The organism is Chryseobacterium sp. W4I1, assembly GCF_030816115.1.
Taxonomy (GTDB): Bacteria; Bacteroidota; Bacteroidia; order Flavobacteriales; family Weeksellaceae; genus Chryseobacterium.
The window spans coordinates 2,159,556-2,184,936 of the sequence record NZ_JAUSXQ010000001.1 but is presented as its reverse complement, the minus strand read 5'-3'; the positions used below and the strand labels follow the sequence as shown (position 1 = coordinate 2,184,936).

Annotated in this window: 32 protein-coding genes; 24 read left to right on the top strand and 8 right to left on the bottom strand. The window is 37.5% G+C overall.

Annotated features, from left to right (window positions below):
- Window positions 1-24: 24 nt before the first annotated feature.
- The 6 genes from QF044_RS10205 to QF044_RS10180 form a co-directional block, all read right to left on the bottom strand.
- Window positions 25-801 carry a thioredoxin family protein gene (locus QF044_RS10205; RefSeq protein ID WP_307266514.1) on the bottom strand — a complete coding sequence of 259 codons (777 nt, stop codon included), beginning with the start codon at window positions 799-801 and terminating at the stop codon, window positions 25-27.
- A gap of 118 nt (window positions 802-919) precedes the next feature.
- Window positions 920-1,681: a LytTR family DNA-binding domain-containing protein gene (locus QF044_RS10200; protein WP_307266511.1), complete on the bottom strand. Its 762-nt coding sequence runs from the start codon at window positions 1,679-1,681 to the stop codon at window positions 920-922.
- Window positions 1,662-2,678 carry a sensor histidine kinase gene (locus tag QF044_RS10195; protein WP_307266510.1) on the bottom strand — a complete coding sequence of 339 codons (1,017 nt, stop codon included), beginning with the start codon at window positions 2,676-2,678 and terminating at the stop codon, window positions 1,662-1,664. Before QF044_RS10195 ends, QF044_RS10200 begins: the two co-directional genes overlap by 20 nt.
- A gap of 410 nt (window positions 2,679-3,088) precedes the next feature.
- On the bottom strand, window positions 3,089-3,526 hold the full coding sequence (locus QF044_RS10190) for a hypothetical protein (protein ID WP_307266508.1): 438 nt from the start codon (window positions 3,524-3,526) through the stop codon (window positions 3,089-3,091).
- Window positions 3,526-4,512: a heme-binding domain-containing protein gene (locus tag QF044_RS10185; protein ID WP_307266506.1), complete on the bottom strand. Its 987-nt coding sequence runs from the start codon at window positions 4,510-4,512 to the stop codon at window positions 3,526-3,528. Before QF044_RS10185 ends, QF044_RS10190 begins: the two co-directional genes overlap by 1 nt.
- 218 nt (window positions 4,513-4,730) lie before the next feature.
- Window positions 4,731-5,477: an SDR family oxidoreductase gene (locus QF044_RS10180; RefSeq protein WP_307266504.1), complete on the bottom strand. Its 747-nt coding sequence runs from the start codon at window positions 5,475-5,477 to the stop codon at window positions 4,731-4,733.
- A gap of 78 nt (window positions 5,478-5,555) precedes the next feature.
- On the opposite strand from QF044_RS10180, the gene QF044_RS10175 reads away from it, so the two are divergent.
- Complete coding sequence (locus QF044_RS10175) at window positions 5,556-5,912, top strand: helix-turn-helix domain-containing protein (protein WP_307266501.1); 357 nt, start codon at window positions 5,556-5,558, stop codon at window positions 5,910-5,912.
- A gap of 155 nt (window positions 5,913-6,067) precedes the next feature.
- On the opposite strand, the gene QF044_RS10170 is transcribed toward QF044_RS10175, so the two are convergent.
- Complete coding sequence (locus QF044_RS10170) at window positions 6,068-8,287, bottom strand: NADP-dependent isocitrate dehydrogenase (protein ID WP_307266499.1); 2,220 nt, start codon at window positions 8,285-8,287, stop codon at window positions 6,068-6,070.
- A gap of 105 nt (window positions 8,288-8,392) precedes the next feature.
- Window positions 8,393-8,596, bottom strand: coding sequence for a hypothetical protein (locus QF044_RS10165; protein WP_307266496.1), 204 nt, complete (start codon window positions 8,594-8,596; stop codon window positions 8,393-8,395).
- A 220-nt stretch (window positions 8,597-8,816) separates the two neighbouring features.
- On the opposite strand from QF044_RS10165, the gene tpx reads away from it, so the two are divergent.
- The 23 genes from tpx to QF044_RS10050 all read left to right on the top strand — a co-directional run bounded on the left by tpx (window position 8,817) and on the right by QF044_RS10050 (window position 25,352).
- Window positions 8,817-9,317: a thiol peroxidase gene (tpx, locus tag QF044_RS10160; RefSeq protein WP_307266493.1), complete on the top strand. Its 501-nt coding sequence runs from the start codon at window positions 8,817-8,819 to the stop codon at window positions 9,315-9,317.
- Between the two features lie 87 nt (window positions 9,318-9,404).
- Window positions 9,405-9,752: a VOC family protein gene (locus QF044_RS10155; protein WP_307266490.1), complete on the top strand. Its 348-nt coding sequence runs from the start codon at window positions 9,405-9,407 to the stop codon at window positions 9,750-9,752.
- Between the two features lie 39 nt (window positions 9,753-9,791).
- The gene (locus QF044_RS10150; protein WP_307266487.1) at window positions 9,792-10,196 is read left to right on the top strand and encodes a glyoxalase superfamily protein; all 405 of its coding nucleotides are present in this window, start codon (window positions 9,792-9,794) and stop codon (window positions 10,194-10,196) included.
- 128 nt (window positions 10,197-10,324) lie between these two features.
- On the top strand, window positions 10,325-11,536 hold the full coding sequence (locus QF044_RS10145) for a DUF763 domain-containing protein (protein WP_307266485.1): 1,212 nt from the start codon (window positions 10,325-10,327) through the stop codon (window positions 11,534-11,536).
- A gap of 257 nt (window positions 11,537-11,793) precedes the next feature.
- The gene (locus tag QF044_RS10140; RefSeq protein ID WP_307266483.1) at window positions 11,794-12,384 is read left to right on the top strand and encodes a Crp/Fnr family transcriptional regulator; all 591 of its coding nucleotides are present in this window, start codon (window positions 11,794-11,796) and stop codon (window positions 12,382-12,384) included.
- A gap of 78 nt (window positions 12,385-12,462) precedes the next feature.
- Window positions 12,463-12,870 (top strand): VOC family protein, encoded by a 408-nt coding sequence (locus QF044_RS10135; protein ID WP_307266480.1) that lies wholly within the window; start codon window positions 12,463-12,465, stop codon window positions 12,868-12,870.
- Between the two features lie 144 nt (window positions 12,871-13,014).
- On the top strand, window positions 13,015-13,476 hold the full coding sequence (locus QF044_RS10130; protein WP_307266477.1) for a hypothetical protein: 462 nt from the start codon (window positions 13,015-13,017) through the stop codon (window positions 13,474-13,476).
- A 191-nt stretch (window positions 13,477-13,667) separates the two neighbouring features.
- The gene (locus QF044_RS10125; RefSeq protein WP_307266474.1) at window positions 13,668-14,192 is read left to right on the top strand and encodes a DinB family protein; all 525 of its coding nucleotides are present in this window, start codon (window positions 13,668-13,670) and stop codon (window positions 14,190-14,192) included.
- Between the two features lie 3 nt (window positions 14,193-14,195).
- Entirely contained in the window at window positions 14,196-14,972 is a 777-nt protein-coding gene (locus QF044_RS10120) for an alpha/beta fold hydrolase (protein WP_307266471.1), read from the top strand.
- Window positions 14,973-15,105: 133 nt separating this feature from the next.
- The gene (locus tag QF044_RS10115) at window positions 15,106-15,537 is read left to right on the top strand and encodes a VOC family protein (RefSeq protein ID WP_307266468.1); all 432 of its coding nucleotides are present in this window, start codon (window positions 15,106-15,108) and stop codon (window positions 15,535-15,537) included.
- A gap of 78 nt (window positions 15,538-15,615) precedes the next feature.
- Window positions 15,616-16,029, top strand: a complete 414-nt coding sequence (locus QF044_RS10110) for an SRPBCC family protein (protein WP_307266466.1) — start codon at window positions 15,616-15,618, stop codon at window positions 16,027-16,029.
- 35 nt (window positions 16,030-16,064) lie between these two features.
- Window positions 16,065-16,304 (top strand): hypothetical protein, encoded by a 240-nt coding sequence (locus QF044_RS10105; protein WP_307266465.1) that lies wholly within the window; start codon window positions 16,065-16,067, stop codon window positions 16,302-16,304.
- A gap of 88 nt (window positions 16,305-16,392) precedes the next feature.
- Window positions 16,393-17,259, top strand: a complete 867-nt coding sequence (locus QF044_RS10100) for a VOC family protein (RefSeq protein WP_307266463.1) — start codon at window positions 16,393-16,395, stop codon at window positions 17,257-17,259.
- 52 nt (window positions 17,260-17,311) lie between these two features.
- Window positions 17,312-18,166, top strand: a complete 855-nt coding sequence (locus QF044_RS10095) for a VOC family protein (protein ID WP_307266462.1) — start codon at window positions 17,312-17,314, stop codon at window positions 18,164-18,166.
- A 141-nt stretch (window positions 18,167-18,307) separates the two neighbouring features.
- Window positions 18,308-19,141 carry an SDR family oxidoreductase gene (locus tag QF044_RS10090; RefSeq protein ID WP_307266459.1) on the top strand — a complete coding sequence of 278 codons (834 nt, stop codon included), beginning with the start codon at window positions 18,308-18,310 and terminating at the stop codon, window positions 19,139-19,141.
- Window positions 19,142-19,282: 141 nt separating this feature from the next.
- Complete coding sequence (locus tag QF044_RS10085) at window positions 19,283-19,711, top strand: SRPBCC domain-containing protein (RefSeq protein WP_307266457.1); 429 nt, start codon at window positions 19,283-19,285, stop codon at window positions 19,709-19,711.
- Window positions 19,712-19,833: 122 nt separating this feature from the next.
- On the top strand, window positions 19,834-20,277 hold the full coding sequence (locus QF044_RS10080) for an SRPBCC domain-containing protein (protein WP_307266454.1): 444 nt from the start codon (window positions 19,834-19,836) through the stop codon (window positions 20,275-20,277).
- 94 nt (window positions 20,278-20,371) lie between these two features.
- Window positions 20,372-20,830: a hypothetical protein gene (locus QF044_RS10075; protein ID WP_307266453.1), complete on the top strand. Its 459-nt coding sequence runs from the start codon at window positions 20,372-20,374 to the stop codon at window positions 20,828-20,830.
- Between the two features lie 140 nt (window positions 20,831-20,970).
- The gene (locus QF044_RS10070) at window positions 20,971-22,977 is read left to right on the top strand and encodes a S9 family peptidase (protein ID WP_307266451.1); all 2,007 of its coding nucleotides are present in this window, start codon (window positions 20,971-20,973) and stop codon (window positions 22,975-22,977) included.
- A gap of 221 nt (window positions 22,978-23,198) precedes the next feature.
- Window positions 23,199-23,777 (top strand): RNA polymerase sigma factor, encoded by a 579-nt coding sequence (locus tag QF044_RS10065; protein ID WP_307266448.1) that lies wholly within the window; start codon window positions 23,199-23,201, stop codon window positions 23,775-23,777.
- Window positions 23,778-23,790: 13 nt separating this feature from the next.
- The gene (locus QF044_RS10060; RefSeq protein WP_307266445.1) at window positions 23,791-24,123 is read left to right on the top strand and encodes a hypothetical protein; all 333 of its coding nucleotides are present in this window, start codon (window positions 23,791-23,793) and stop codon (window positions 24,121-24,123) included.
- Between the two features lie 91 nt (window positions 24,124-24,214).
- The gene (locus QF044_RS10055) at window positions 24,215-24,481 is read left to right on the top strand and encodes a hypothetical protein (protein WP_307266443.1); all 267 of its coding nucleotides are present in this window, start codon (window positions 24,215-24,217) and stop codon (window positions 24,479-24,481) included.
- A gap of 223 nt (window positions 24,482-24,704) precedes the next feature.
- Entirely contained in the window at window positions 24,705-25,352 is a 648-nt protein-coding gene (locus tag QF044_RS10050; RefSeq protein WP_307266440.1) for a J domain-containing protein, read from the top strand.
- Window positions 25,353-25,381: the final 29 nt, after the last annotated feature.

Below are 25,381 nucleotides of genomic sequence, written 5' to 3'. Positions count from 1 at the left end.
GTATAATTTACTTTTGTAAGGTTTTTACTGGATTTCTGTCTTTGCAGCACCCGAGATTTTTCCCGTTTTTATATTTTGAATAAAAGCGATGATTTCCCAGTTTTTTATAGAGAAATTTTCTGGAAGTTTAAAATCTGTAGTTCCTTCAGGATGATCTTTCAATGGAATTTGTTCCTGTTTATGAACAATCTGATAATGTTTTAAGTAATGTCCTTCATTTTCGCCTCCCGAAACCTGAGTGGAGGATTTCTTTTCAACCAGGCTGATCAGAAGTTTGCTTTGAGGATCAGCTTCAGTAGTTTTGTAAGTAACTGAGATCGTTTTTGAGGAAACTGTGGCCGACAGATTGATGTCGGTATTCTTAGAATCAAGCAATACACTTTCAATGGCATGTTCTGTTGCCTTTCTATCCGAACCTACGAATCCCGTTGTTCCATTAACAACCAGCTGTGGAGTATAGGTTTGTGACCGAAGCGTACGGCTGTAAAGCTGCTGACGCTGGGAGTTTTCAGCACTGCTGAAACGGTCTTTCCATCCAAGACGGTTCCAGTAATCTACATGATAGGAGAGGATATAGACCGGCTGATCTTTATATTTTTCTTCCAATTGTCCCATCAGTTCATCGGCGGGAGGACAGCTTGAGCAGCCTTCCGAAGTGAAAAGTTCCAAAACTGCAAAACCATTGTTTCCAGATGAAACATCAGTGGAGATTTTCGTAATTTGGTTTTCATGCAAAAATGCAGAACCAGCGAATAAAAAAGCGGTGAAAGTACCTACCGTAAAAAGATTTCTTAGAATCATTGTTTTTAATTTGATTCAAAAGTAGACCTCTTTCAGGCGCTAAAGAATATAAAAAAGGCTCAGCCGGACAAATTGAACGGTGAACCCGGAAAATATTTAGCTGTAATTTTAAATGGAATCAGCGATCTTCCAGCCAGGTGAAAAAACTATGCGTTTTCTCCTTATTGATCAATAGTTTTTCAGGAGTTTCAATAATCAGTTTAACCAATATTTTACGCTGGAAATAATGTTCCATCTCCTTTATCGCTTTAAAATTGACAAGATACTGACGGTTGATTCTAAAAAACTGTTTTCCTGAAACCTGTTCCGCCACCTGCCCGAGCGGTTGCGACAGCTGGAATTGTTCCTTGTCAAATGTTACCAAATGGGTAATTTCATTATGGATATAGAAATAGGCAATACTTTCAGTCTGAATCGTAGTGTATTTTTGATTCTTAAAAACCAGGAAATTGCTTTTCCCCGCAGGCTGACTGATCTTCTGTAAAATAGATTCAATATCCGGAAGCTCATTTTTCCGGAAGAATTTTTTCAGCTCGTCTACCTTTCTCAGGGCTTCAGCAATGTCCTCTCTGGAAAAAGGTTTCAAAACATAATCTACCCCTTTACTTTTAAAAGCATCAAGCATATATTGGTCAAATGCTGTACAGAAGATCACAGGACAACTGATATCCACAGTTTTAAAGATCTCAAATGAAAGCCCGTCAGACAGCTGGATATCCATAAAGATAAGATCCGGTTTAATCTCTTTTGACAACCCTTCAACACTGGCTTCAATACTGTCATATACCGCAAGGATTTTAGATTCCGGTCTTAGGTCTGATAAAAGATTTTGGAGGGATTTTGCCGCTCTGAATTCGTCTTCAATGATGATGATATTCATGGATTAGTGGTAGTTTTATTTTAAAGTTTTTTTCGTCTGAATGAATCTCGATTTCCTTTTCCAGCAGATGCTGGTAACGCATTTTAATATTGTCAAGCCCTACCCCGAGAGATTCTTCCGAAGTCATTTTCAGCTGAACAGGGTTTTCTATAATGATCCCGTCTTCCGAGCTATAGATTTTAATATGCAACGGTTTACTCTGTGATACAATATTGTGTTTGATGCAGTTTTCAACCAGGAGCTGCATGGTAAATGGAGGAATAAGAGATTTTAGATCTTCCTGTTTTAGCCCGTTACTGAAGGTAATACCGTCTCCAAAACGTGCTTTCTGAAGAAAAAGGTAAGCTTCAATGATCCTCATTTCCTCCTGTACGGAGATCAGATCTAACTTCCTGCTTTCAAGGGTAAACCTATAAAAATCAGATAGCTTAATAACGAAATCTACAGTTTCAGAATCATTGGTTTCTGCCATTGACTTTAAAGTATTCAGGCTGTTGAAAAGGAAGTGGGGATTAACCTGTTGTTTCAGCAGCTCATATTGTGCTCCTAAATTATCACTTTTCACTTTTTCAAGTTCCAGCTGTACCTGTTGTCCTGCATAATTATTTTGAAGTAAGGTAAGAAACATATAACAAACCAGGTTAATCAGGATTCCTCTAACTTCTACCATCAGCATCGCCGGTCCGAAATTGATATGGGATAAAATCAGCTGCTGTATCCACGCCAGGCCGAACATGATGATCATTCCGAATGCTAGTACCGTCATTAATCTTGAATAAGAAATATGCTGTCGCCTTTTGCCTGCACCCCGGTTCAGCATATAAATATTAACATACCACATAATAACCGAAAATGCTGCTGTTATCGCTGAATTGACAATTGCTTCTTTCCAGTTGAATTCATGGGAAGCCAATTGAGGAACAGACGACAGAACTCCCAGAAACAGGGAACTGATCCATATGATGGCTGGTGAAATTTTTATTTTTTGCTGATGCATGGGAGCATTGGGTTTGAATAGGTGAAATTAAGTTTTTTTATTGAAAAAAAGTGTGAAGGAAAGTAGATGAATTGTCAATAGTGAAATGTCAATCCGCTTCGCTCGTGAATTTTTTTACGTGCCAATTGACCATTGACTTTGCGTCAGCAAAATTCACTATTCACAAATGATTCATGTCAATAGTGAAAAGTCAATTCGCTTCGCTTGTGAATTTTTGTACGTGATAATTGCCAATTGACTTTACGTTAGCAAAAATTTACCATTCACAAAGATTGATGTCAATAGTGAAATGTCAATTCGCTTTACTCGTGAATTTTTTACGTGCCAATTGACCATTGACTTTGCGTCAGCAAAAATTCACTATTCACAAAAAATATACTAAAGCTGAAACTTCAGCTTTAGTATATTTTTTAAGGTCTTTTCACCGGCTCATAGCTCATGATATACTGTATCCGTTCTTCTTTATCGGGCTGAATATTTTCGCCTTCTGCAATATTTTGAATCTGATAGGAAACTTTTTCTGCATCTGCCTGAACGGTTTCGATGCTTACTAATTCGCCTGTAATTGTTCCTCCGATATATTGTGGATTGTCGTGGTATTTCCAAGTGACCAGTTTTAGCTTTGAACCCTTTTTCAGCTGATGATCTCCATTCGATAAAGAACTTAAGGCTTCCGGATTTCCATACAACGCTGATGAGGTCTCTTTCTTCGTGTTTAACGAGGTGGAGATAAACTTTAGATCTCCCGGATCAAAAACAATACGTTTCAAATCTTTATCCGGCTCATCTATTTTACAGGCGGTAAATAGTGCACAGATCGATAGCATGATAAATAGTAGCTTTTTCATTATTTCTCAAGGTTTTTGATTAGTCTTTCGGTATTGATTTTCATAGGAACATCAAATAAATATCCTGTTTTTTCAGCGAGCTGACGGTGACAGGCAATGCATGACTCTTTGGCAAATGATGCTGTTTTTCCTGTTGGATGAAGGTCATTTCCTGAGAATTTTGCAAATCCCCAACCTTCGGTATCTGTATATTTTTTTGCATCCTTGACCATAAACTGAGCATTGATGAATTCTCCGGCTCTCACTTCACCATCCGGAAGTTTCTGCTGTTTCCAAACGGATTTTACAATGACACTTCCGTCCGGCCATGGATGAAAATTCTCCGTTTCAACCGCTTTCACTGCAATGTCATTTCCATAAATGACCCTGATGGAGTGATCGAAAAGCGTACTCATGCTGATGACCTTCCAGTTTTTAAAATCATCATTATATGTAATTCCGTTGGGAGAGACAGGGAATTTTGAGGAAGGCGGGTTGCTGTGGATGATTTCTATATTCTGCTGTGCATTCTTTACTTCTTTTTTACCTGAAGCTACGCCTGATAATGAAAGCGTATATTTTTTAATTGTTTCAATATCTTTTGCATTGATTTTTGCTGACGGATGCAGCAGAGTATACTCATGCAACGGCATTTTTCCGCTTTGCATCATGTTTAAAATAGCATACATTTTCCCCTGATGCTCAGCTGCAGAATAGTTCCATTCTGAAAAGTTTAAAACTTCTTTAGCTCTTGCTATATCTTTGTTTACCGCCCAGGAAATGGGGGCGATCTTGTCATACCATTTTAAATTCTGTTCATTGGAATGACAGTTAAAGCAAGAGTTTTCCAAGATGGCAAGCACTTCACGGGGGGCTTCAATTTTTTTTACGACAGGTTTTCCTTCCCGGGGTTTGTTGAAAAACTGCAAGACTGCAAAAAGGCTCAAAACTACCAAAAATATAATGGCAATGGGTTTAACTGTTATTTTTTTCTTTACTGAGTCCATATTATATTATTTTTATGGGTCAAAAGTAGAATGATGAACCTTGTTTTGAAATATAAAGAAGAGTGAAGCGGACAAAGTAGGGGGTGAAAGTGGAAAAATAGGAGGTAAGTTTAGCAACGGATTTAGAAAATGAAAATGGGAGATGGAACTAATTTATATCTTTCTGAAAAAATAATTTATTTACGAAGTTTAATGATTTCCATCTCCCGTCTTCCATCTTACAATACCATTCCTCCGTCTACAATAATTTCAGTACCAGTCATAAAGCTGGCAACATTGTGATCTGACAAATAAACTACAAGTTTTGCTATATCTTGGGCAGTTCCCATTTTCTTAAGTGGAATTAAGTCGGTCAGCCATTCATCAAGGCTGCTTAAAGTAGCTTCGTCCAAACCAGCTTTTGTCATAATTTCTGTTTTTGTAGGTCCAGGACTTAGTATATTCACTCTGATTTTTCTCGGAGCCAATTCTGCTGCTGCAGTTTTTGCAATTGAATTAAGTGCTGCTTTACTTGCCTGATATACTGAGCTGTTTGGTTTGTAGGTTGTAGCAACGTTGGAAGATAAAAATATCACAGATGCTTCGTCATTCAATAGCGGTATGAATTTGCTCAAGGTAAAATATGCTCCCCTGAAATTAATATTCATTACATTATCGAAATTTTCAGGACTCATATCTTCAATGGAACCTAAAGTTCCGGTAATTCCGGCATTAATGAATAAAATATCAACTTTTCCGAATCGGTTTTCAACTTCTGCTGTTAAATTGTTTATGTCTTCAAGCTTTCCCTGATCTGCCACAAACGGAATTGCGCCGAGCTCGTTAGCTGCTTTTTCCACTGCTTCGCTTCTTCTACCTGTAATAATTACCTGAGCTCCTTCTGCAATAAGCTCTTTTGCTGTTGCATATCCTATTCCACTGTTACCGCCTGTTACAATGGCTAGTTTGTTACTGAATTTTTTCATTTCTTAAAATTTTTGACAAAGTTATTTCAATTTGGTATACTTTTGTAATCAGTATAACAGAGTATACCACTATCATCAATGATATCATTTAACTTTGCAGCTATGGAAAGAGACCAGACCGAAGAATTAAGAGCCCTGCAGGACACTCTCTATTTTATTGGAGGAAAGTGGAGAATTCCTGTCATCAATTCAATCTGTAACGGCAACAGACGTTTCCGTGAAATTGAACGGAGTATCCCGGGAATTACCACAAGGATGCTTTCAAAGGAACTAAAAGATATGGAGCTGAATAAGCTGGTAAAAAGAAATGTATATCCTGAAACTCCGGTTTTGATAGAATATGAGCCTACCGAATACTGCAGAACATTTGGAAATATAATTACTGAAATGATCAACTGGGGCAGGGAGCATAGGAGAGTAATTGTGAAGGGGTAGGATGTCTCGTATAATGAAAAAACGGATAATTTATTTAAAGTTTAACTATAGCAGTGTTTTGGATTTTTATCCTTAGTGGAATTAAGATGACAGGTAATGGTAAACAAAAAAGCCCCTTATAAAAAGGAGCTTTTGATTGATATTAAAATGGGATATTAAATTCCGTCAATAATTTCATTTAAAACAGTGCTTGGTCTCATCGCAGCATACGTTTTATACGTATCTGTTTTGTAGTAACCTTCAATGTTTTGAGGCTTACCCTGAGCACTGATTAATTCTTCATTAATTACAGCTTCGCTTTCCTGCAGGTCTTGAGCAACCGGGGCAAAACGAGCGGCTAATTCAGCATCTGCAGTCTGGTTAGCCAAAGCTTCAGCCCAATACATTGCTAAATAGAAATGAGAACCTCTGTTATCAATTTGTCCCACTTTTCTTGCAGGAGATTTATCAGTAGCTAAGAATTTAGCATTCGCTTCGTCTAGTGCATCAGCTAAAACCTGAGCTTTAGTATTTCCCTGAGTCTGAGCTAAATGCTCTAAAGAAGCCTGAAGTGCTAAGAATTCACCAAGAGAATCCCATCTTAAGTAACCTTCTTCCAGGAACTGTTCAACGTGTTTTGGAGCAGAACCTCCTGCACCTGTTTCAAATAAACCTCCTCCGTTCATTAATGGAACAATGGAAAGCATTTTTGCAGAAGTTCCTAATTCAAGGATTGGGAAAAGATCGGTTAAATAATCTCTCAATACGTTTCCTGAAACAGAGATCGTATCTTTTCCTTCTCTGGCTCTTTTCAGCGTTTCAGTCATGGCGTCCTTTACATCAAGAATTTTAATGTCAAGACCGTTTGTATCGTGATCTGCAAGATATTTTTCAACCTTTTTGATCATTTCTCTATCGTGAGCTCTTCCTTTGTCTAACCAGAAAATAGCCGGTGTATCAGAAAGCCTTGCTCTGTTTACCGCTAATTTTACCCAGTCCTGGATAGGGGCATCTTTAGTCTGGCACATTCTGAAAATATCTCCTGTTTCAACTTTTTGAGAAAGAAGAATATTTCCGTTTTCGTCCTGAACTTCAATGGTTCCATCAGCTGACGCCTGGAAAGTTTTGTCGTGAGATCCATATTCTTCAGCTTTTTGAGCCATTAAACCTACGTTCGGAACAGAACCCATTGTTGTAGGATCTAATTTTCCGTGAGCTTTCATGTCATCAATAACAGACTGGTAGAAACCTGCATAAGAACGGTCAGGAATAATACATACCGTATCTTCTTCCTTTCCTTCTTTGTTCCACATTTTACCTCCGCCTCTTACAAGGGCAGCCATAGATGCATCGACGATAATGTCGGAAGGAACGTGGAAGTTGGTAATTCCTTTGTCAGAATTTACCATCGCTACTCTTGGTCCGTTTGCCAGAGCAGTTTCAATATCAGCTTTGATCTCCGCTTCCTGAGCATTCCCTTTAATCTTATCAAAAAGGTCAGCAAGACCATTATTTGAATTAACGTCTAAAGATTTGAACGTGTCAGCATATTTTGAAAATACATCTTTAAAGAAAGTCTCTACAATAGCCCCGAAAATGATTGGGTCAGAGATCTTCATCATTGTAGCTTTCAGATGAGCAGAAAGAAGTACGTTTCTGCTTTTAGCCTCATCGATAGCCTGCTGAACAAATGCTTTCAATGCATTTAAATTCATTACAGAAGAATCAATCACTTCTCCGGCCTGAAGACCTGCGAAATCCTTCAATAAAGTTTCAGCGCCATCATCCCCTTTGAAAACGATTTTATATTGTGCAGCATTCTCAAGAGTGGTAGACGTTTCAGTTCCGTAGAAATCTCCGTTGTCCATGTGGGCAACATCGGTTTTGCTGTCAGAAGCCCAGTCACCCATTCTGTGAGGGTTTGCTTTTGCGTAATTTTTAACTGCTTTTGGAGCACGTCTGTCAGAATTTCCTTCTCTAAGTACAGGGTTCACTGCACTTCCCAAAACTTTGGCATATTTAGCTTTGATTGCTTTTTCTTCATCATTCTTAGGTTCTGCAGGATAATTAGGAATTGCGAAACCTTTAGACTGTAGTTCTGCGATTGCAGCATCTAATTGAGGTGCAGAAGCTGAGATATTGGGTAATTTGATAATGTTCGCATCAGGTTGAGTTGCCAATTGACCTAATTGAGCCAGGGCATCACCTATCTTCTGGTCATCTTTCAAAAACTCAGGGAAGTTAGCTAGAATTCTTCCTGCCAAAGAAATATCCGGAACGGCAATCTCAATGTTTGCTGATTTTGTAAAAGCTTTTACAATAGGTAAAAACGAGTGTGTTGCCAACATTGGAGCCTCATCCGTAAGGGTGTAATAGATTTTTGATTTGTCTGACATTATACTGTTATTTATTATTTGATTTTTTAAGACTCACAAATTTACTAAATATGATTCTTTTATGAAGTGTTTTGCATAAAAAAAAGAGGCTGATGCCTCTTAAGTTTATATTTGTGTGATGGTATAAGTTCCGGTACCATCAAAATTGAGGATGAATTCAACCTTATAGTTTTTGGGAGTAGAATTAACGTTTGGAAAATTAATTGAAGATTCATTTATATCAAATGAACCGTCATTCAGATTATCTCCCAAGTCATCAGGTTGTGGTCCGTCATCAAACTTGATAAAAAAAGATCCACCATTGCCCATTGTTACACCATAAACATTGATTGTGAATTTTCCGTTAGCAGTATTGTAAGATACATTACTCGTAGGCGGGGTTCCGTTTGTTGCGGTATAGAAATCTAACTAAAAAAATCACTACAGGTAGATAAGTCTTTTTATTTTCACTTTAAGAATTATTTAACCTTTATTTGATCTCAAAAACTTTCTATTTTAAGTAAATTTGAAAAACTAAAAAAATAAAATTATGTCAACGATCACCCTTAAAGGAAACGAAGTAAATACAATAGGAACCCTTCCGTCAGTAGGAACAACTGTAAGAGATTTTGCATTGGTAGACTCCGGTCTGAACGTAAAACTTCTTTCAGATTTTGAAGGAAAGAAAAAGGTATTCAATATCTTCCCGAGTATTGATACAGGCATTTGTGCTGCTTCTGCAAGAAAATTTAATGAAGAAGCTTCAAAACTTGATAACACGGTAGTGATTAATGTTTCCAAAGACCTTCCTTTTGCATTGGGGAGATTCTGTGCAGCTGAAGGTTTAAACAATGTAGAGACACTTTCAGATTTCAGAAGCAGCTTTGGAGATGATTACGAAGTGACTATTACGGATTCACCTATGAAAGGACTGCTAAGCCGTGCCGTAATTGTTACAGATGAAAACAATAAAGTAGTGTATACAGAGCAAGTTCCCGAAATTACGACCGAACCTAATTACAGCGCAGCAATTGATGCGCTGAACAAATAAGAATACAATGATTTTTTGCAAAAAGCCTTGCGGACGCTATGTTTTTGCAGGGCTTTTTCGGCATTATTAATCTTTAAAACATTGATCATGGTAAAAAGAATTGTAGCCAACATAAAAACAGATCATTTAGATGATGCAGATCATTTTTATAAAGATATTCTGGGCCTTGAAATCCTGATGGACCACGGTTGGATCAAGACTTTCGGTAATCATGAAGAAACAAAGGTTCAGGTAAGTTTTGCCACTCAGGGTGGAAATGATACTGAAGTTCCTCTACTGTCAATAGAAGTAGATCATGTAGACGAAGTTTATGAAAAAATGCAGCAGGCAGGCTTTGAAATAACTTACGGAATTACTGATGAAGACTGGGAAGTACGAAGATTTTTTGTAAAAGATCCGTTGGGAAACTTAATCAATATACTTTCGCATCAGTAGCTTGTTTATCAACAGATACATTTTAGTAAAATCTTACTTATGAAAGCAACACAGATTATTCCTATTCTCAGAATCTTTGATTATCAAAAAGCCATAGAGTTTTATGTGGATTGGCTGGGGTTTGAAATAGTATGGGAACATTATTTTGAAGAAAATACGCCCGTTTACATGGAAGTCAAAAAAGGAAATATAGTTTTTCATTTAAGTGAGCATCACGGAGACGGAACACCCGGAACCAGAATCATGATCTGGGGAGAGGGAATTCCTGAATACCGCAGAGAATTGATTGATAAGAAATATAAATACAACCGTCCGGGACTCGAGAAAACATTTTATGATGCCGTATCTTTCACCGTAAATGATCCATTCGGAAACACCATTACTTTCAATGAGAAATATGCTGAAGAAAAACACAGAGACCTTGAATTTTTCTCTATTCATTAATTCATTCAATGTAGATCACATAAAAAGAGTTATAAAAAGGCTTTAACTACAACTTATTATAGCGGAACTGATGATTCAAATCATCAAAAAGAAATCGTATAATAACTATCTTTACACTTTACAATACAATGAAACGTTCAGGAACTGCAGATTTGCCTTTACACTACGGAAAAGTACCGCCGTGGCTGTATGAGCGTATGTCCGCACTTGGGCTTTCCATTATAGAAGTGATCTTAATGGATTACGGGAAAGATGAAGTGCTGCGGAGGCTTGCAGATCCGTTCTGGTTTCAGAGTTTTGGTGCAGTAATGGGAATGGATTGGCATTCTTCAGGAATTACTACTTCCGTGATGGGCGCTTTGAAACGTTCTATCAATCCCCACTCACAGACATTAGGACTTTATATCTGTGGTGGAAAAGGGAAATTCTCGAGAGAAACTCCGTCAGAGCTCATCCAGATTGCTGATAAAACAGGTTTAAACGGACATGAACTGGTAAGAGCCAGCAAACTTTCTGCAAAGGTGGATAATACTGCTATTCAGGATGGTTATCAGCTTTATCTGCATAACTTTATTGTGGCGGATAACGGAAGCTGGAGCGTAGTACAGCAGGGAATGCATGAGTCAGATGGTACAGCAAGACGCTACCACTGGCATTCAGGAAATATTAAATCATTCGTAGAAGAACCTCATACCGGAATTAATGGTATTTCAAGAGGAAAAATCCTCAATCTTACTGATGCGGAGGCTTCAGGAAACCGGAAGGGAATTTTAGATATTTCTCATACCGATTCCATTGATGTGATGAAAGATTTTTCAAGGTTGATTCTTCCTGCCCATCATGATGTCCAGGCATCAGATGTTGACTTAAAACGTCTTGGAGCACTTTTATATATTACCCGTGAACAGCAGCCTCAGAATTTTGAAGACCTTTTAATGCTTGAAGGTGTAGGTCCAAGAACCATGCAGTCATTAGCATTGGTTAGTGAGGTCATTCATGGGGCACCATCACGGTTTGCCGATCCCGCAAGATTTTCCTTTGCTCATGGCGGAAAAGACGGCCATCCTTTTCCGGTTCCCACCATTACTTATGATGAAAGCATCAGCATCCTTAGACAAGGAATTGAAAAATCGAAACTCGGTAATTCCGACAAGCTGAATACTTTAAATAAACTGCACCGGATTGTAGCGGCCACTGAAAAAGATTTTACTCCAAATTTCGATATTCAACAAGTCATTGAAGAAGAAAGACAGAATTCATGGCGCTTCGGAGGAAAAACGGTTTTTGGTGATGCAGAACCTCCTAAACCCCCAAAACCTATTCAGCTTTCTTTATTTTAATCTTATTTAAATAGAAATCATACCCAGGCTTTCAAGATTGTGATTAAACGTACCGCAATTATCCTCCCCTGTGAAAGGAGATATTCATAGAATTGATGGTAAGATAAGATTTGTTTAATTGTTTAGAAAGAGCAAAAGCAATTGACAGTATTGTAATTATATGTAGCTTTTTAACGTTTTTTATTAATTTGTTTAATTTTTTTCAATCTTCATTCAATTAAAAATTATATTTTTAAAGCTTTAAAAACACCAGCTCAATGATCTGCAAAGCTTTAGAAATATGCTATGATTTCCCTTTTTTTCTCCAGGAAGAACTGGATGAAATATTTCAGGCCCATGAGAAAGTATCATTCCAAAAAGGAGATATTATTCTTGAGGCGGGAAAAACGGCTAATGAATACTATATTTTAGAGAAAGGGCTGGCCCGTTCTTACGTCAATGATTTTAGCGGAAATGAAGTAACGACTCATTTTTTTGCAGATAATGAGATCATTATCGAGGTCTTGTCACTGTTTCAGAGAATTCCTTCCCAGGAAAATATCGTCTGCATTACAGACTGCGAATGCCGGAAATTTGATTTTGAGACCTTTCAGGAACTTTTCCATAAAATACCCAATCTTAGAGAATGGGGCAGAGCATGGATGTCAAAAGAGCTTTTTTCTTATAAGCAGCGTTCCGTCGAAATGTTTACCCTATCCGCTACCAGACGTTACCTTAACCTTTTAGAACAGAAACCACAGGTTGTACAGTTTGCTCCCCTTAAGCAGATTGCGTCCTATCTTGGTATTACAGACACTTCTTTAAGCCGTATCCGCAAAGAAATAGTTTCCCATCCAAAGAAAAATTAAATCTTGTCCTATGGCAAGTTGATTTTCATGGAGGCTTGGTAATTTTGGTTAAAAGTTTAACATCAAAAATAAGACAATATGAAAATCAATCAGATCTATGTCAACCTTCCGGTTAAAGACGTAAAGAAAACAGAAGAATTCTGGACCAAGCTCGGTTTTTCCATCAATGAGCAGTTTTCAGATGACAAAGCGACCTGTGTCGTAATGAAAGAAGACATTTACGTAATGTTCCTGACTGAAGAATATTTCCAGACTTTTTCCGAAAGACCCGTTCCGAAAGGCGATACCACTCAGGTTCTTGTTGCTATTGGCCTGAACAGCCGTGATGAAGTGGATCATGTTGTAAATACTGCCCTGCAAAATGGAGCTTCACAACATGAAGAGCCACAGGATTACGGATGGATGTATCAGAATTCTTTCTGGGATATTGACGGACATGGCTGGAATGTAACGTTTGCTGATCTTTCCCAGCTCCCGGCAGAATAAATTTTAAATCATACCCTCACAATCCATACAGAATTTTCACAATTGAAATCTCTGCCCATTCCTATAATCTTCGGTAAAAATAACCTGTAATGCTATCTGTGAAAATAGCAAAGCTAAAGATTAAAACAATAAACATCCCAAGCTATGGAAACAAAGTCAAACGATATAGAAATCGTAAAAGTTCAGGTATTCAGCAGCTATAAAATTATTTCAATGAATATCGAAGGTATTACCCATGAAGAATCTATGATTTTCCCAAATGGTGATGCAAACTGTATGAACTGGATCTTAGGACATCTGATTTATATAAGAAATGCATTCCTGAATATTCTCGGTGAAGAATCTGTCTGGGATAACGAAAAATTTTCATGCTATAACAGAGGAGAGCTTCCACTTGAAAGAAAAGATGAGCTGGTTGATTTTGAAGAATTAAAATCCTATCTGCAACAGTCTCAGGATAAACTGGAAGCAAAACTGATCACGGTTGAAAGTTTTGATCCGAAAACAATTAATGATATTGCAATCTTTTGTCTGCACGAGCTATATCACGGCGGACAGCTAGGCTATCTCAGAAGAATTCTTGGGAAACCCGGAGCCATAAAATAAGATTATTGAACTTTTTCAAGCAAGAAAAATCTCACGGTAAAAGCATTTTAAAGACATAAGCATCTGTGTCAATCTGTACAATTTTTGGTTAAATAAATTACACATTATCAAAGTTATTTTCAGAGAGTACCTGACACATAAAAGCCAACCATCAACAGAATACAAAATACACAATCGCTAAAACTATAAAAATGGACACCCCAAAATCAAAAAAAATAGAGATCATTATTCCGGCTTACAGAATGCATTCTCAAAACTTTCTCAATGTTTTGGATGGCATTTCGGAAGAAGATGCATTGAAGAGAATTGAAGGAAAAACCAATCATATTGTGTGGATGGCAGGAAACTTTGTCAATATGCGTTACGGTTTAGGTTGGGTTTTAGGGCTCAGAGATGAAGACCCTCACAGCGATCTTTTCTTTCAGGGAAAAGCGTTGGATGAAACATACACTTATCCGGGTTTAGATGAACTGGAGAAAAATTTTCACGATATTTCTCCAAAGGTTTATCAGAAACTTTTGGATGTCACCGACGAAGAACTGGACGAAATGTTTGAGATTGGGATGAATATTCCATTTGTGCGTGAGACCAAACTTAATTTTGCTGGAATGTGCATCGGCCGTGAAGACTATTTATGCGGCCAGATAGGACTTATGAGAAGGATACTGAATTATCCGGGAATGAAGTATGACGTAGATGAGACTTTAAAATATTAAGACATGGAACCCAAAGAAAAAGGCTATAAAAATGTCAACGGGATTCGCATGTATTATGAGATCTACGGTTCCGGAAAACCTTTAGTCCTCATCCATGGTGGTGGTTCCTCGATTCTGTTTGATTTTAAAGAAGTAATTTCCCGCCTGGAAGGCCGGTTTCAATTGATAGGTATTGATCTGCAGAATCACGGCTTGACCGATCATCGTGATATTCCTGAAACCTTTGAACAGGATGCTCATGATGTAGCTGCTCTTTTGAAGGAGCTTAATATTGAAAGAGCTTCATTTTGGGGATTCAGCAACGGAGGAAATACCGTAATGCAGATGGCACATCTTTATCCCCAAATAACAGAAAAACTGATTATTGCATCATCTTTTTACAAAAAAAGCGGAATGATGGACGGGTTTTTCGAGAGTATGGCAGAAGCAACCTTAGATTCAATGCCTGAAACGCTTAAGATCAATTTTCTTAGCCTGAATCCTGATTTTTCAAAGCTTGAAAACCTTTTTGATAAAGACAGTAAAAGAATGCAGACTTTTCAGGACTGGGATGAAAAAATTCTTACTTCAATAGAGGTACCCGTATTATTCATCAGTGGCGATAAAGATGTCATGAAGCCTGAACATGTGGTAGAAATGTGGCGCCTGGTCCCGAACGCCCAACTTATGATCCTTCCGGCAGGTCATGGTTCGTATATGATGGCAGACTTCGAAGGAAACACAGACCATCAATTAATAGACATGACAGCAAATCAAGTGGTCAAATTTTTAACCCATTAAGATTTACTTTTAATAAAATCAATCATATTATTTAATTTGAGTTTACACTTCTTAATATTCCTTAATAGCTTAAATCAAGCTTAATGGTTCAATTCCATAATTTAAAACAATAATAATTTAAAAACCAGAAATCATGGCTAAATTAAATCCTTATCTAAATTTTGACGGAAAAGCTGAAGAGGCTTTCAATTTTTACAAATCTGTTTTCGGGGGAGAATTCCGTGGCGAAATTCATAAAATGGGGAATGCTCCCGGTACTGAAAACTTATCAGACGAAGAAAAAAACAGAGTGATGCACGTTGCACTTCCCATTGGGAATGATCTTTTGATGGCTTCAGATATTGTTCCCAGTTTTGGACAGAATCTTACTGTAGGAAATAACAACTATGTTTCCATTTTTCCTGAATCAAAAGAAGAAGCTGACCGGCTTTTCAAAGGACTTTCTGAAGGTGGAAACATAGAAATGCCGATTGAAGACCAGTTTTGGGGAGATTATTTCGGAAGCTTCCAGGACAAATATGGCGTTCATTGGATGGTGAACTATAACGAAGAATCTGCAAAATAATCTTATATTTAACTAAAATTATCAAGGGCAGTTCGACCCGGGCTGCCTTTTTTACTTAAATATTAAAAGAATAAAACTATGGACCCGATTACAATTGATATTACGATTTTAGCTCCTGTAGAAAAGGTTTGGAATTACTTTAACGAACCGCAGCATATCACAAAGTGGAATTTTGCCCATGAAAGCTGGCAGTGTTCCAGTGCAGAAAATGATCTGAGAGTAGGAGGAAAATTGAAAGCCAGAATGGAAGCCAAAGATAAAAGCTTTGGGTTTGATTTTGAAGGGACCTATGATGAAATTGTTCCCAATGCCAGAATCAGATACCACCTGGAAGATGGCCGGAAGGTAGAAGTCATTTTTGATAAAATAGACAACAATACCACCAAGGTTACAGAAATTTTCGATCCTGAAAAACAAAACTCCGTGGAAATGCAGCGGGAAGGCTGGTATGCCATTCTCAACAATTTTCACAAATACGTTGAAAACCACTAAAAAACTCATTTACAGTCATGATAAATCTGGTCATAATGGCCAAATGTTTAAGCTCCATTTGTGCTGTTCATCATGTTGTTAAAAATAATAATTTTCTTTATGGCATCATTGCGGTGCCGGCAAGAAGAGCTTTGGAGAAAGAAAAGATAGACTCTCTTGAAAAACTTTCAGGCTATTCCGAAGAAGAGATTATGAGGCTTCATGGTTTCGGGAGGAATGCTATGGAAAGACTCAAAAATCATATGGAAGAACATCAGGTTTCTTTTAAAAACTAAAATCAGCATTATCAAAATACTTTGATCATTGGCAATCTTCATGAAGTGACCAATGGAAATTCTATTTTCAACCTTAAAATTTAAAACTATGAATAATGATATTTTTCCATGCCTGTGGTTTGATGAAGAGTCAAAAGAGGCAGCAGAATTCTATTGTCAGGTCTTTGGCGGAAAGATCACGGCAGACACCCCTGTTGTTATGAATATTGATTTGTTCGGGCAAAAGCTGATGCTGCTGAATGGGGGTCCTCATTTTAAAAAAAATGCGTCGGTTTCCTTTATGGTTATCTGCAAAACAGAACAAGAAGTACAGCAGTATTGGGATCAGCTGATGCAAGGGGGAATTGCCCTGATGGCTCTGGATTCTTACTCATGGAGTAAAAAATATGGCTGGGTGCAGGACAAATATGGTGTTACCTGGCAGCTGTTTTTAGGTGATAAGCCGGAATCGCAGAAAATTGTTCCTACCCTCATGTTTATCCATCAGAATAATGGAAAAGCGATGGAAGCAATGGAATTTTATACCAGAACCTTTCCCAATTCAAGCATAGGAAATATTCTTAAATATGGTGAAGGCGGAGAAGGTCATCCTATATCCGAGCCGGCGGAAAACATACAGCATGCTCATTTTACCATAGATGGGTACAGCTTCTTCTGTATGGATAACTCTTATGACCATCCGTTTGATTTCAATGAAGGATTTTCTATCGTCATCATGACGGATGACCAGGAACAGACCGATTACCTTTGGAATACCCTGATTTCAGATGGAGGAAGAGAAAGTATGTGTGGCTGGCTGAAAGATAAATACGGTTTAAGCTGGCAGATTGTTCCGAAAAGATTAATTCAGCTCATGAATGATCCGGACCAGTCAAAAGCTCAGAAAACGGTACAGGCAATGATGAAAATGAATAAGATCATCATAAAAGATCTTGAAGACGCTTACCATTCATAGCGATTTACTTAAAGGCTGATATTTAAAATTAATCCAATCAAAATCTTAAGTTATGAATAACAATATTTTCCCGTGCATTCTACACAATGGAGATGCCAGAAAATCTGCAGATTTTTACTGCAATATATTTGATGGAAAAGTCACTATTGATAATCAGGTAGTGATTAATATTGAACTTTTCGGACAGAAGATCATGCTTCTGAATGGCCCGGAGCAGGATAAAAACCCTTCAGTTTCATTCATGGTAATCTGTGATACTGAAGATGAGGTTCAGAAATATTGGGATCAACTTCAAGAGGGCGGGAAAGCTCTCATGGCTCTCGGTTCTTATCCCTGGAGTAAAAAATACGGTTGGATACAGGATCAGTATGGGGTGTCCTGGCAACTGTTTTTAGGTGAAAAAGCAAGTGGTCAGAAATTGGTTCCCACTCTGATGTTTATGCATGAGAATAATGGAAAATCTGTGGAAGCAATGGAATTTTATACCAGAACCTTTCCCAATTCAAGCATAGGAAATATTTCAAAATATAAAGATGGAGGAGAATCAGGGGAAGATCCTGAACATGTAATGCATGCCCATTTTTCAATTAATGATTACAATCTTTTCTGCATGGACAGCTCTCATGATCATCAGTTTGATTTCAACCAGGGAATTTCCATGGTCGTCATGACGAAAGATCAGGAAGAGACAGATTATTTTTGGAACAGTCTCTCAGCTGAAGGAGGAAGCCAGGAAGTCTGCGGCTGGCTCAAAGATAAATACGGTCTTAGCTGGCAGGTATTTCCTGAAAAGGCAAGCGAGCTTGTCAATGATCCTGACAAAGAAAAATCTCAGAAAGTTCTTCAGGCGATCATGAAGATGAAGAATATTATCATTAAAGACCTGGAAGAAGCCTATAACTCATAATATGCTTCAGTTAAAATAGGAAACGGTAAAAAGCAGATTTATTTACAGACCTGCTTTTTTTTAATCATTCAACAGTTTTATTCCCTTTGTTATTAAGATTTCGGCTTACTGTTTGATGTGATTCAGGTAAAAGATTTGCTTATGAAAACACAGAACAAGTCACAATCCAAATCGAAAGTACCCAAAGAAGGGCTCTTTCCGGAGATTATCCGTAATGATTATAAAGGAAGTGGTAAGCTCCTTGATAAAAAAGCCGTCATTTCAGGTGGCGACAGTGGAATAGGACAGGCTGTAGCTGTTCATTTTGCAAGAGAAGGGGCAGACGTGGCCATTATTTACAAAGAAAGCGATGACGATGCCAGAGAAACAAAAAAACTAGTCGAAAATGAGGGGAGAAAATGTATACTGATCAAAGGCGATCTTACTAAAAAGACATTCAGAACCCAGTGTGTGCAGGAAATAAAAAAGGTGTGGACAAATTTGGATATCCTGGTTAATAATGCAGGGATACATACCTCAAAAAACAGTCTTGAAAAGATTACTGATGAGCAGATTCAGGAAACATTTAATACCAATATCCTTTCAATGATCTCCTTTACGCGAAACTTTCTGCCTTTAATAGGAGACGGAGGCCGGATCATCTGTACCACCTCCGTTACAGCATACCGCGGAAGTGATCATCTGATCGATTATGCAGCAACAAAAGGGGCTATTCTATCATTTATCCGCTCGCTTTCAACCAATCTTGCTGAAAAGAAAATCCTCGTGAACGGAGTGGCTCCCGGGCCGATATGGACACCTCTGGTAAAAGAAACTTTTGATGATCTTTCCAAATTCGGAAAAGATACTCCTTTGAAACGGGCAGGGCAGCCATCAGAAGTTGCACCGGCTTATGTTTTTCTTGCCTCTAAAGATGCAAATTACATTACAGGAGAAGTCATCCATATCAACGGTGGAGACTTTGTTGGAGGGTGAAATGGAAATTTAGAAACTTGAAGTTGGAAGATGAAGGCAACAATAAGCAATGCTATTTTTACATCTCTAATTCTAATCCGACCTCTATTTTGCAACCCTATAAATACTAATCTTTTACATCTAATGTCTAAATATAAAACAATGGAAAAATTATCATTCGAGATCCAGATAGACGCACAGCCCGAAAAAGTATGGGACGTTCTCTGGAGCGATATGACTTACAGGCAGTGGACCACAGCATTTACCGAAGGTTCTTTCTATCAGGGAAGTTTTGAAGAAGGACATATTATAAAATTTTTTGATCCTAATAATAACGGAATGTACAGCCGGGTAGAAAAAAATATACCCCATAAAGAAATGAAATTTCTGCACCTGGGAGAAATTTATGGAGGTGTAGAAACCGAACAGGACTGGGGTGAAGCCACAGAAAGATATATTTTAGAGGAAATACCCACAGGGACGATACTGAAAATTGAAATTCAGACTCCGGAAGAATTTAAAGATTTTTTTGAAGAGAAATTTCCTGCCGCTTTGGGAATTGTTAAAAATCTCTCAGAAAATCAACTGTAAATTAAAACACCAAACTATAAATTCTTAAACTCTTGATAATTCCCTCCCTTTAGGGCGGCAGATTAAGATATGACGGATTGGTCAAATTTTACACTAAAAAAACAACCACAAAAAATTTAGATATGGAAACCTTATCATACGAAACCATAATTAATGCCCCAATGCAGAAAGTCTGGGACATTCTCTGGACTCCTGAAACCTACACAGAATGGACCCAATATTTCGGTCCCGGATCTGTAATGAAATCCGACTGGAAAATAGGTGGGAAAACTTATTTCGTGAATGCCCAGGGAGAAGGGATGGTATCTACTATTGACAGTCTTGATGAACCCAACCAGGTTATTTTTAAACATTTGGGAATGGTAGATAAAGACGGTAATGAAGACACCCAAAGTAAAGAAGTAATGGAATGGAGCGGATGTTTTGAGAAATATATTCTTATTAATTTTGATGGTAAAACAAAGCTTCATACTGAAGTACAAACCGAAAAAGAATGGGAAGATCATATTAATACAGGATTTATAAAAGGTCTGGAAGTAGTAAAAAATCTTGCAGAACAGAAATAATCCGTAAATTGCTTTGAGATTAAATAGCCTTACACGTTCAATGGATCTGTAAGGCTATATTTTTTCTTTCAACCACAAGAAAAATAAATAACCTATGAAGTTACTGACGGTCCTTTTCGCAACATTTCTTCTGGCTTTGGTAGCCACTTTTGCATTCCAGGGAAAACCCAATTTTTTATTTTCAGGGAATCTTGGAATGGCTGCTTTTATCATATTTACAGGATTTTCCCATTTTAAATTTCAGAAGGGAATGGCTATGATGATCCCTGATTTTATTCCCGGAAAAATGTTTTGGGTATACTTTACGGGTATTTTAGAGATTGCTGCCGGAGTTGGATTAATGATCCCTTCTATACGAGAAATTACAGCGATACTGCTCATTATTTTTTATGTGATGGTTTTTATCGCAAATATCAATTCTTCAAAAAAAAATGTCAATATTTTCAAAGCCGACTTTACCGGTCCGGGGATGAAATATCTTTATAAAGAAAGAATTCCTATGCAGATTATCCTGCTGGCCTGGACATGGTATTTTGGAATTTATTTACAATAGCAAAATTTCTTTTTCTTAACAATTATTCATAAAATTTCATTATTCATGTAACGTTTTGACGGAAAGATTGTCATATTATATATAGATTTTTATTGATATAAAATCTTTGATCAGTAATCTAACCATCCAAAATATGAATTATGAATTTTAATAGTAAAATCTTTGGTGCGGCTCAAATCGTACTCTCAGCAATTATGATGAATGCACAGACTTCAACGGCTAAACTGCCTGGCGACCCAACACTTCCAACCACTAAAGCAAACCTGGAAAAACTGACTGCTTATGATAAAGGAAACTTTAAATATAAAGTAGAAGACTATTTTGCAAGACCCAATGCATCACAGTTTAAAATCTCTCCGGATGGCAAGTATCTTTCCTACAAAGAAAAAGATAAAGACAAAAAAAATCATGTTTATGTAAAAGAACTTAAAACAGGGAAAATTACTAAGGCAATTGTTGAAAAAGACGATCTTATTAAAAGCTACGGCTGGCTCAATGAAAATCGCCTTTTCTTTACCCAGGACAAAGGAGGTAACGAAAATATTCATCTTTACGCAGCAGATATCGACGGAAAGAACCTCAAAGACCTGACTCCTTTTGACGGAATTACTCTGGGAACCGTAAGACTTATAAAAGACACAGAATTTGTTGTGATTACCATGAATAAAAACAACAAGCAGATCTTCGAGCCCTATAAGATCAATTTCAACACCGGAGAAATGACCCAGCTGTATGAAAATAAAGATGTCAACAGCCCTATTGATGATTATATTTTCGATAAAGACGGTAATTTAAGAGGATACACCGTTCTAGAAAACGGATTGACCACCAAAACGTACTATAAGGACCTGCAGACAGGAAAATTCAACCTGATTAAATCCACCGACTGGAAAGATACTTTTTATATTACACAGCTTAATGAGAATTCTAAAAATAAAGATGAGGCATATGTTGTAACCAACCTGGACAGCGATAAATCCAGAATTGTACTTTATGACCTGAAGAAAAATGCCATAATCAGGGAAGTATATTCCAACCCTGTTTTTGATGTAAACTCTATAAGCGTTGCCGGTAAAAACAGAAATTATGAACTCGATTATATCAACTATGACGGAATTAAAGATGAAACAGTTCCGGTAAGTAAATTCTATAAAGAAATTGATGATCAACTGAAAGCTGAATTTAAAGATAAACAGTTTTCCGTCGTATCTTCAGATGACAACAACGAAAAACTTCTTGTGTACGTAGGCAGCGACAAACTCTATGGAGCCTACTACGAATATGATACAAAAAGCAAAAAAATAAATCTCCTGTACAACCTGATGCCTCAGCTGAAAGAAGAAGATATGGCAGAAATGAGACCTATCGAATTCAAAAGCAGGGACGGATTAACGATTCGTGGATATATAACCCTTCCCAAGGCAGCCCTGGAAGGTAAAAAGGTACCTTTAATTGTTAATCCTCACGGCGGTCCGCAAGGAATTCGGGATCAATGGGGCTTCAATCCGGAAACCCAGCTCTTTGCCAGCAGAGGATATGCAACACTTCAGGTGAATTTCAGGATTTCAGGCGGTTATGGAAAAGAATTTCAGAAAGCGGGATACAAACAGATTGGCAGAAAAGCAATGGATGATGTGGAAGATGGTGTAAAATATGCTATTGAGCAAGGTTGGGTAGACAAAGATAAGATTGCCATCTATGGAGGAAGCCACGGAGGTTATGCTACACTTATGGGGCTTATTAAAACCCCGGAACTGTATGCCTGCGGTGTAGATTATGTGGGTGTATCCAATATTTTTACCTTCTTCGATTCCTTCCCGGAATACTGGAAACCATACAAAGAAATGGTAAAACAAATATGGTATGATCTTGATAATCCTGAAGAAGCAAAAATTGCCAAAGAAGTGTCCCCGGTTTTCCAGATTGATAAAATTAAAAAACCTTTATTTGTAGTACAGGGAGCCAATGACCCAAGAGTCAACATCAATGAATCTGATCAGATTGTAAAAGCAATGCGTGCCAAAGGATTCGAAGTTCCTTATCTGGTAAAATATGATGAAGGTCATGGATTCGGGAAAGAACCTAACAGACTCGAGCTGTATCAATATATGCTAGGCTTCTTTGCTGAAAATTTCAATAAAAAATAAAATTTCAATTTTATAATGATAGAAACGGAGAGTGTATTGCTTTCCGTTTTTTTTATTTAAACTCAAATGGTGGTAATGATTTACACAATGAATATTTATTTAAACTCAATGATTACAAAATAAAATAATTAAAACTACGGCTAACAAAAGAAAATTCGGATTTCCGGAAAAATATTTTAAATTTATTAAAGTAAAACCATAAAGCAGGCCGTCATAGCAATATGGAGGTTGTCGAAGAAATAACAATGCCACAGGAGGAGAAAGCAAGCATCATCTCACAAACCGTTTCAAAGTACGGAGGAAAGCTGATGTCTTATATTCGTCCGAAAGTGAAAAACACCGAAGATGCAGAAGATATTCTGCAGGAAGTGTGGTTCCAGTTCAGCAGTCTGACCAATCTTTCCGAGATTGTAAATGTAGGGGGCTGGCTGTACAGGGTAACTGCGAATAAGATCACAGACCGGTATCGTAAAAAGAAAACCGAAAATCTTGAAGACTTTGTATATGAAGATGAAGATGGAAGCTTTTCTATCAAGGATATCCTGTTGTTGGACGAAAGCGCAGGTCCCGAGGTGAAAATGTTCCAGGATGAGATCTGGAAGAAGCTGTTTGAAGCACTGGATGAACTTCCGGAAAAACAGCGGCTGATCTATGTTGAAAATGAACTGAACGACAAGACCCTCCAGCAGATCGCCGATGAACAAGGTGAAAACATAAAGACCATTATCAGTAGGAAAAACTATGCTGTGAAGCATTTAAGAAACAGGCTGAGAAAATTATACGAAGATTTAAATAGTTAGTAAAAAAGAAATTATGAATCATAAACACAAAAAAGGCTGGATTTTCTTACTCTTATGTCCGCCGCTGATCCTATTGGCCGTTACATTTATTGTGATGTGGCTTTGGAACTGTCTGCTTCCCGAAATCCTGGGTGTAAAATCCATTACATTCTGGCAGGCGATGGGAATCCTGATTTTAAGCAAGATACTTTTCGGAGGTTTCCATTTCGGAAAAGGGATGAAAGACTTTAAGGAAAGAAAGATGAGAGAGAAAATGGCTGGCCTTTCTCCTGAAGAAAGAGAAAAATTTAAAGAAATCTGGAAAGACAAATGTTCTGGAGGGTTCTTCAACAGAAACAACGGATAATTTAAAAATTTTAAGAAGTAGTAAAGTAAAATTGAAATTCATCCGTCTATATAAAAAAACAAGAAGTAGTAAAATTTAAAATTTTGAAAAAATGAAAAATTCAGTATTAAAAGGAGCTCTTGAAGCATTAGCCGTTGTGGGCGTTGCAGCAATTGCAAAAAAAGCAATACAAAGAAAAAGATTTATAAAAGGTATTTTCAGTGAATACGGAATCAAAGAAAGATCACCATTCGGATTGGCTGATAAGATCAGAGAAATGGATGATGAGCAGTATCAGGAACTGAAAGGGAAATTCAAAAAAGAATTCGCTTCAAGATGCTGCAAAACAGCGAATAAAGAAAATACTGCAGAAGCATAAGCAGTTAAATAGCTAAATTGAAATTTGTTTAATTCCGGCGCGGGAAGCTATGCTTCCCGCGCCGGAATTTTTCTATCCGTCATTGCGAGCACAGCGAAGCAATCTCAATAGCATCTTCAAAACCTTAAGCCACTAAGATGTACTTTTACTCAAACAAAATCCCATTTTTTATCTTAAAGAGCAACCAATAAAAAAGAATAAATCCTTATTTTTGCATAGTTCAATGAAAGATTACTACTATTTTCTCGGGATTTCTCCGGATGCTTCAGAAGAAGACATCAAAAAAGCCTATAGAAAATTATCTTTAAAATACCATCCTGATAAGAATGATAACGATGACTTTTTTGCCGGACGTTTTCGTGAGATTCAGGAAGCTTATGAAATATTGAGCGATTCTTCGAAGAGGCATTCTTACGACCAGAATTTAGAAAGCCATCAGAAAAGCTTTAGGTACAACGTTCCGCCTGCTATAAAAACTTTTACAGCGAACAAAATTCATGCGAAGAAAGGGGAGGAGATCATCATTAACTGGCAGACGAGCAATGCCGATGTGGTGAAAGTACTGCCGTTTGGTTTAGAAAAACCTTATGGAGAAAGAATATTTAAGATCACGGAGTTTAAAGATGGAAAATTTCAGCTTCTGCTTCATGTGACGAATTCTCTGCTTCATAAGACCGTAGTGCAGGGAATCACCATTACTGAAGTATTTGAGAGTGATGGCGCTCAGTTTAAAAGCAGTGTTGAAGAAATGTTTAAGCCTCAGCCCAGAACAAGAATAAACAAATCCGGACAGCCAAAGATCATGATGCTGATCTGGGGAATTATTATTCTGGCCATAGCCATTTATTTTCTACTGAAAAATATCGGTTAGATTAAGCCATCTTTTTTCTACCCGGGCAT

Coding starts and splice junctions, on each gene's coding strand:
- QF044_RS10205 (WP_307266514.1), bottom strand. CDS start 801: ATGATTCTAAGAAATCTTTTTACGGTAGGTACTTTCACCGCTTTTTTA.
- QF044_RS10200 (WP_307266511.1), bottom strand. CDS start 1,681: ATGAATATCATCATCATTGAAGACGAATTCAGAGCGGCAAAATCCCTC.
- QF044_RS10195 (WP_307266510.1), bottom strand. CDS start 2,678: ATGCATCAGCAAAAAATAAAAATTTCACCAGCCATCATATGGATCAGT.
- QF044_RS10190 (WP_307266508.1), bottom strand. CDS start 3,526: ATGAAAAAGCTACTATTTATCATGCTATCGATCTGTGCACTATTTACC.
- QF044_RS10185 (WP_307266506.1), bottom strand. CDS start 4,512: ATGGACTCAGTAAAGAAAAAAATAACAGTTAAACCCATTGCCATTATA.
- QF044_RS10180 (WP_307266504.1), bottom strand. CDS start 5,477: ATGAAAAAATTCAGTAACAAACTAGCCATTGTAACAGGCGGTAACAGT.
- QF044_RS10175 (WP_307266501.1), top strand. CDS start 5,556: ATGATATCATTTAACTTTGCAGCTATGGAAAGAGACCAGACCGAAGAA.
- QF044_RS10170 (WP_307266499.1), bottom strand. CDS start 8,287: ATGTCAGACAAATCAAAAATCTATTACACCCTTACGGATGAGGCTCCA.
- QF044_RS10165 (WP_307266496.1), bottom strand. CDS start 8,596: ATGGGCAATGGTGGATCTTTTTTTATCAAGTTTGATGACGGACCACAA.
- tpx (WP_307266493.1), top strand. CDS start 8,817: ATGTCAACGATCACCCTTAAAGGAAACGAAGTAAATACAATAGGAACC.
- QF044_RS10155 (WP_307266490.1), top strand. CDS start 9,405: ATGGTAAAAAGAATTGTAGCCAACATAAAAACAGATCATTTAGATGAT.
- QF044_RS10150 (WP_307266487.1), top strand. CDS start 9,792: ATGAAAGCAACACAGATTATTCCTATTCTCAGAATCTTTGATTATCAA.
- QF044_RS10145 (WP_307266485.1), top strand. CDS start 10,325: ATGAAACGTTCAGGAACTGCAGATTTGCCTTTACACTACGGAAAAGTA.
- QF044_RS10140 (WP_307266483.1), top strand. CDS start 11,794: ATGATCTGCAAAGCTTTAGAAATATGCTATGATTTCCCTTTTTTTCTC.
- QF044_RS10135 (WP_307266480.1), top strand. CDS start 12,463: ATGAAAATCAATCAGATCTATGTCAACCTTCCGGTTAAAGACGTAAAG.
- QF044_RS10130 (WP_307266477.1), top strand. CDS start 13,015: ATGGAAACAAAGTCAAACGATATAGAAATCGTAAAAGTTCAGGTATTC.
- QF044_RS10125 (WP_307266474.1), top strand. CDS start 13,668: ATGGACACCCCAAAATCAAAAAAAATAGAGATCATTATTCCGGCTTAC.
- QF044_RS10120 (WP_307266471.1), top strand. CDS start 14,196: ATGGAACCCAAAGAAAAAGGCTATAAAAATGTCAACGGGATTCGCATG.
- QF044_RS10115 (WP_307266468.1), top strand. CDS start 15,106: ATGGCTAAATTAAATCCTTATCTAAATTTTGACGGAAAAGCTGAAGAG.
- QF044_RS10110 (WP_307266466.1), top strand. CDS start 15,616: ATGGACCCGATTACAATTGATATTACGATTTTAGCTCCTGTAGAAAAG.
- QF044_RS10105 (WP_307266465.1), top strand. CDS start 16,065: ATGGCCAAATGTTTAAGCTCCATTTGTGCTGTTCATCATGTTGTTAAA.
- QF044_RS10100 (WP_307266463.1), top strand. CDS start 16,393: ATGAATAATGATATTTTTCCATGCCTGTGGTTTGATGAAGAGTCAAAA.
- QF044_RS10095 (WP_307266462.1), top strand. CDS start 17,312: ATGAATAACAATATTTTCCCGTGCATTCTACACAATGGAGATGCCAGA.
- QF044_RS10090 (WP_307266459.1), top strand. CDS start 18,308: ATGAAAACACAGAACAAGTCACAATCCAAATCGAAAGTACCCAAAGAA.
- QF044_RS10085 (WP_307266457.1), top strand. CDS start 19,283: ATGGAAAAATTATCATTCGAGATCCAGATAGACGCACAGCCCGAAAAA.
- QF044_RS10080 (WP_307266454.1), top strand. CDS start 19,834: ATGGAAACCTTATCATACGAAACCATAATTAATGCCCCAATGCAGAAA.
- QF044_RS10075 (WP_307266453.1), top strand. CDS start 20,372: ATGAAGTTACTGACGGTCCTTTTCGCAACATTTCTTCTGGCTTTGGTA.
- QF044_RS10070 (WP_307266451.1), top strand. CDS start 20,971: ATGAATTTTAATAGTAAAATCTTTGGTGCGGCTCAAATCGTACTCTCA.
- QF044_RS10065 (WP_307266448.1), top strand. CDS start 23,199: ATGGAGGTTGTCGAAGAAATAACAATGCCACAGGAGGAGAAAGCAAGC.
- QF044_RS10060 (WP_307266445.1), top strand. CDS start 23,791: ATGAATCATAAACACAAAAAAGGCTGGATTTTCTTACTCTTATGTCCG.
- QF044_RS10055 (WP_307266443.1), top strand. CDS start 24,215: ATGAAAAATTCAGTATTAAAAGGAGCTCTTGAAGCATTAGCCGTTGTG.
- QF044_RS10050 (WP_307266440.1), top strand. CDS start 24,705: ATGAAAGATTACTACTATTTTCTCGGGATTTCTCCGGATGCTTCAGAA.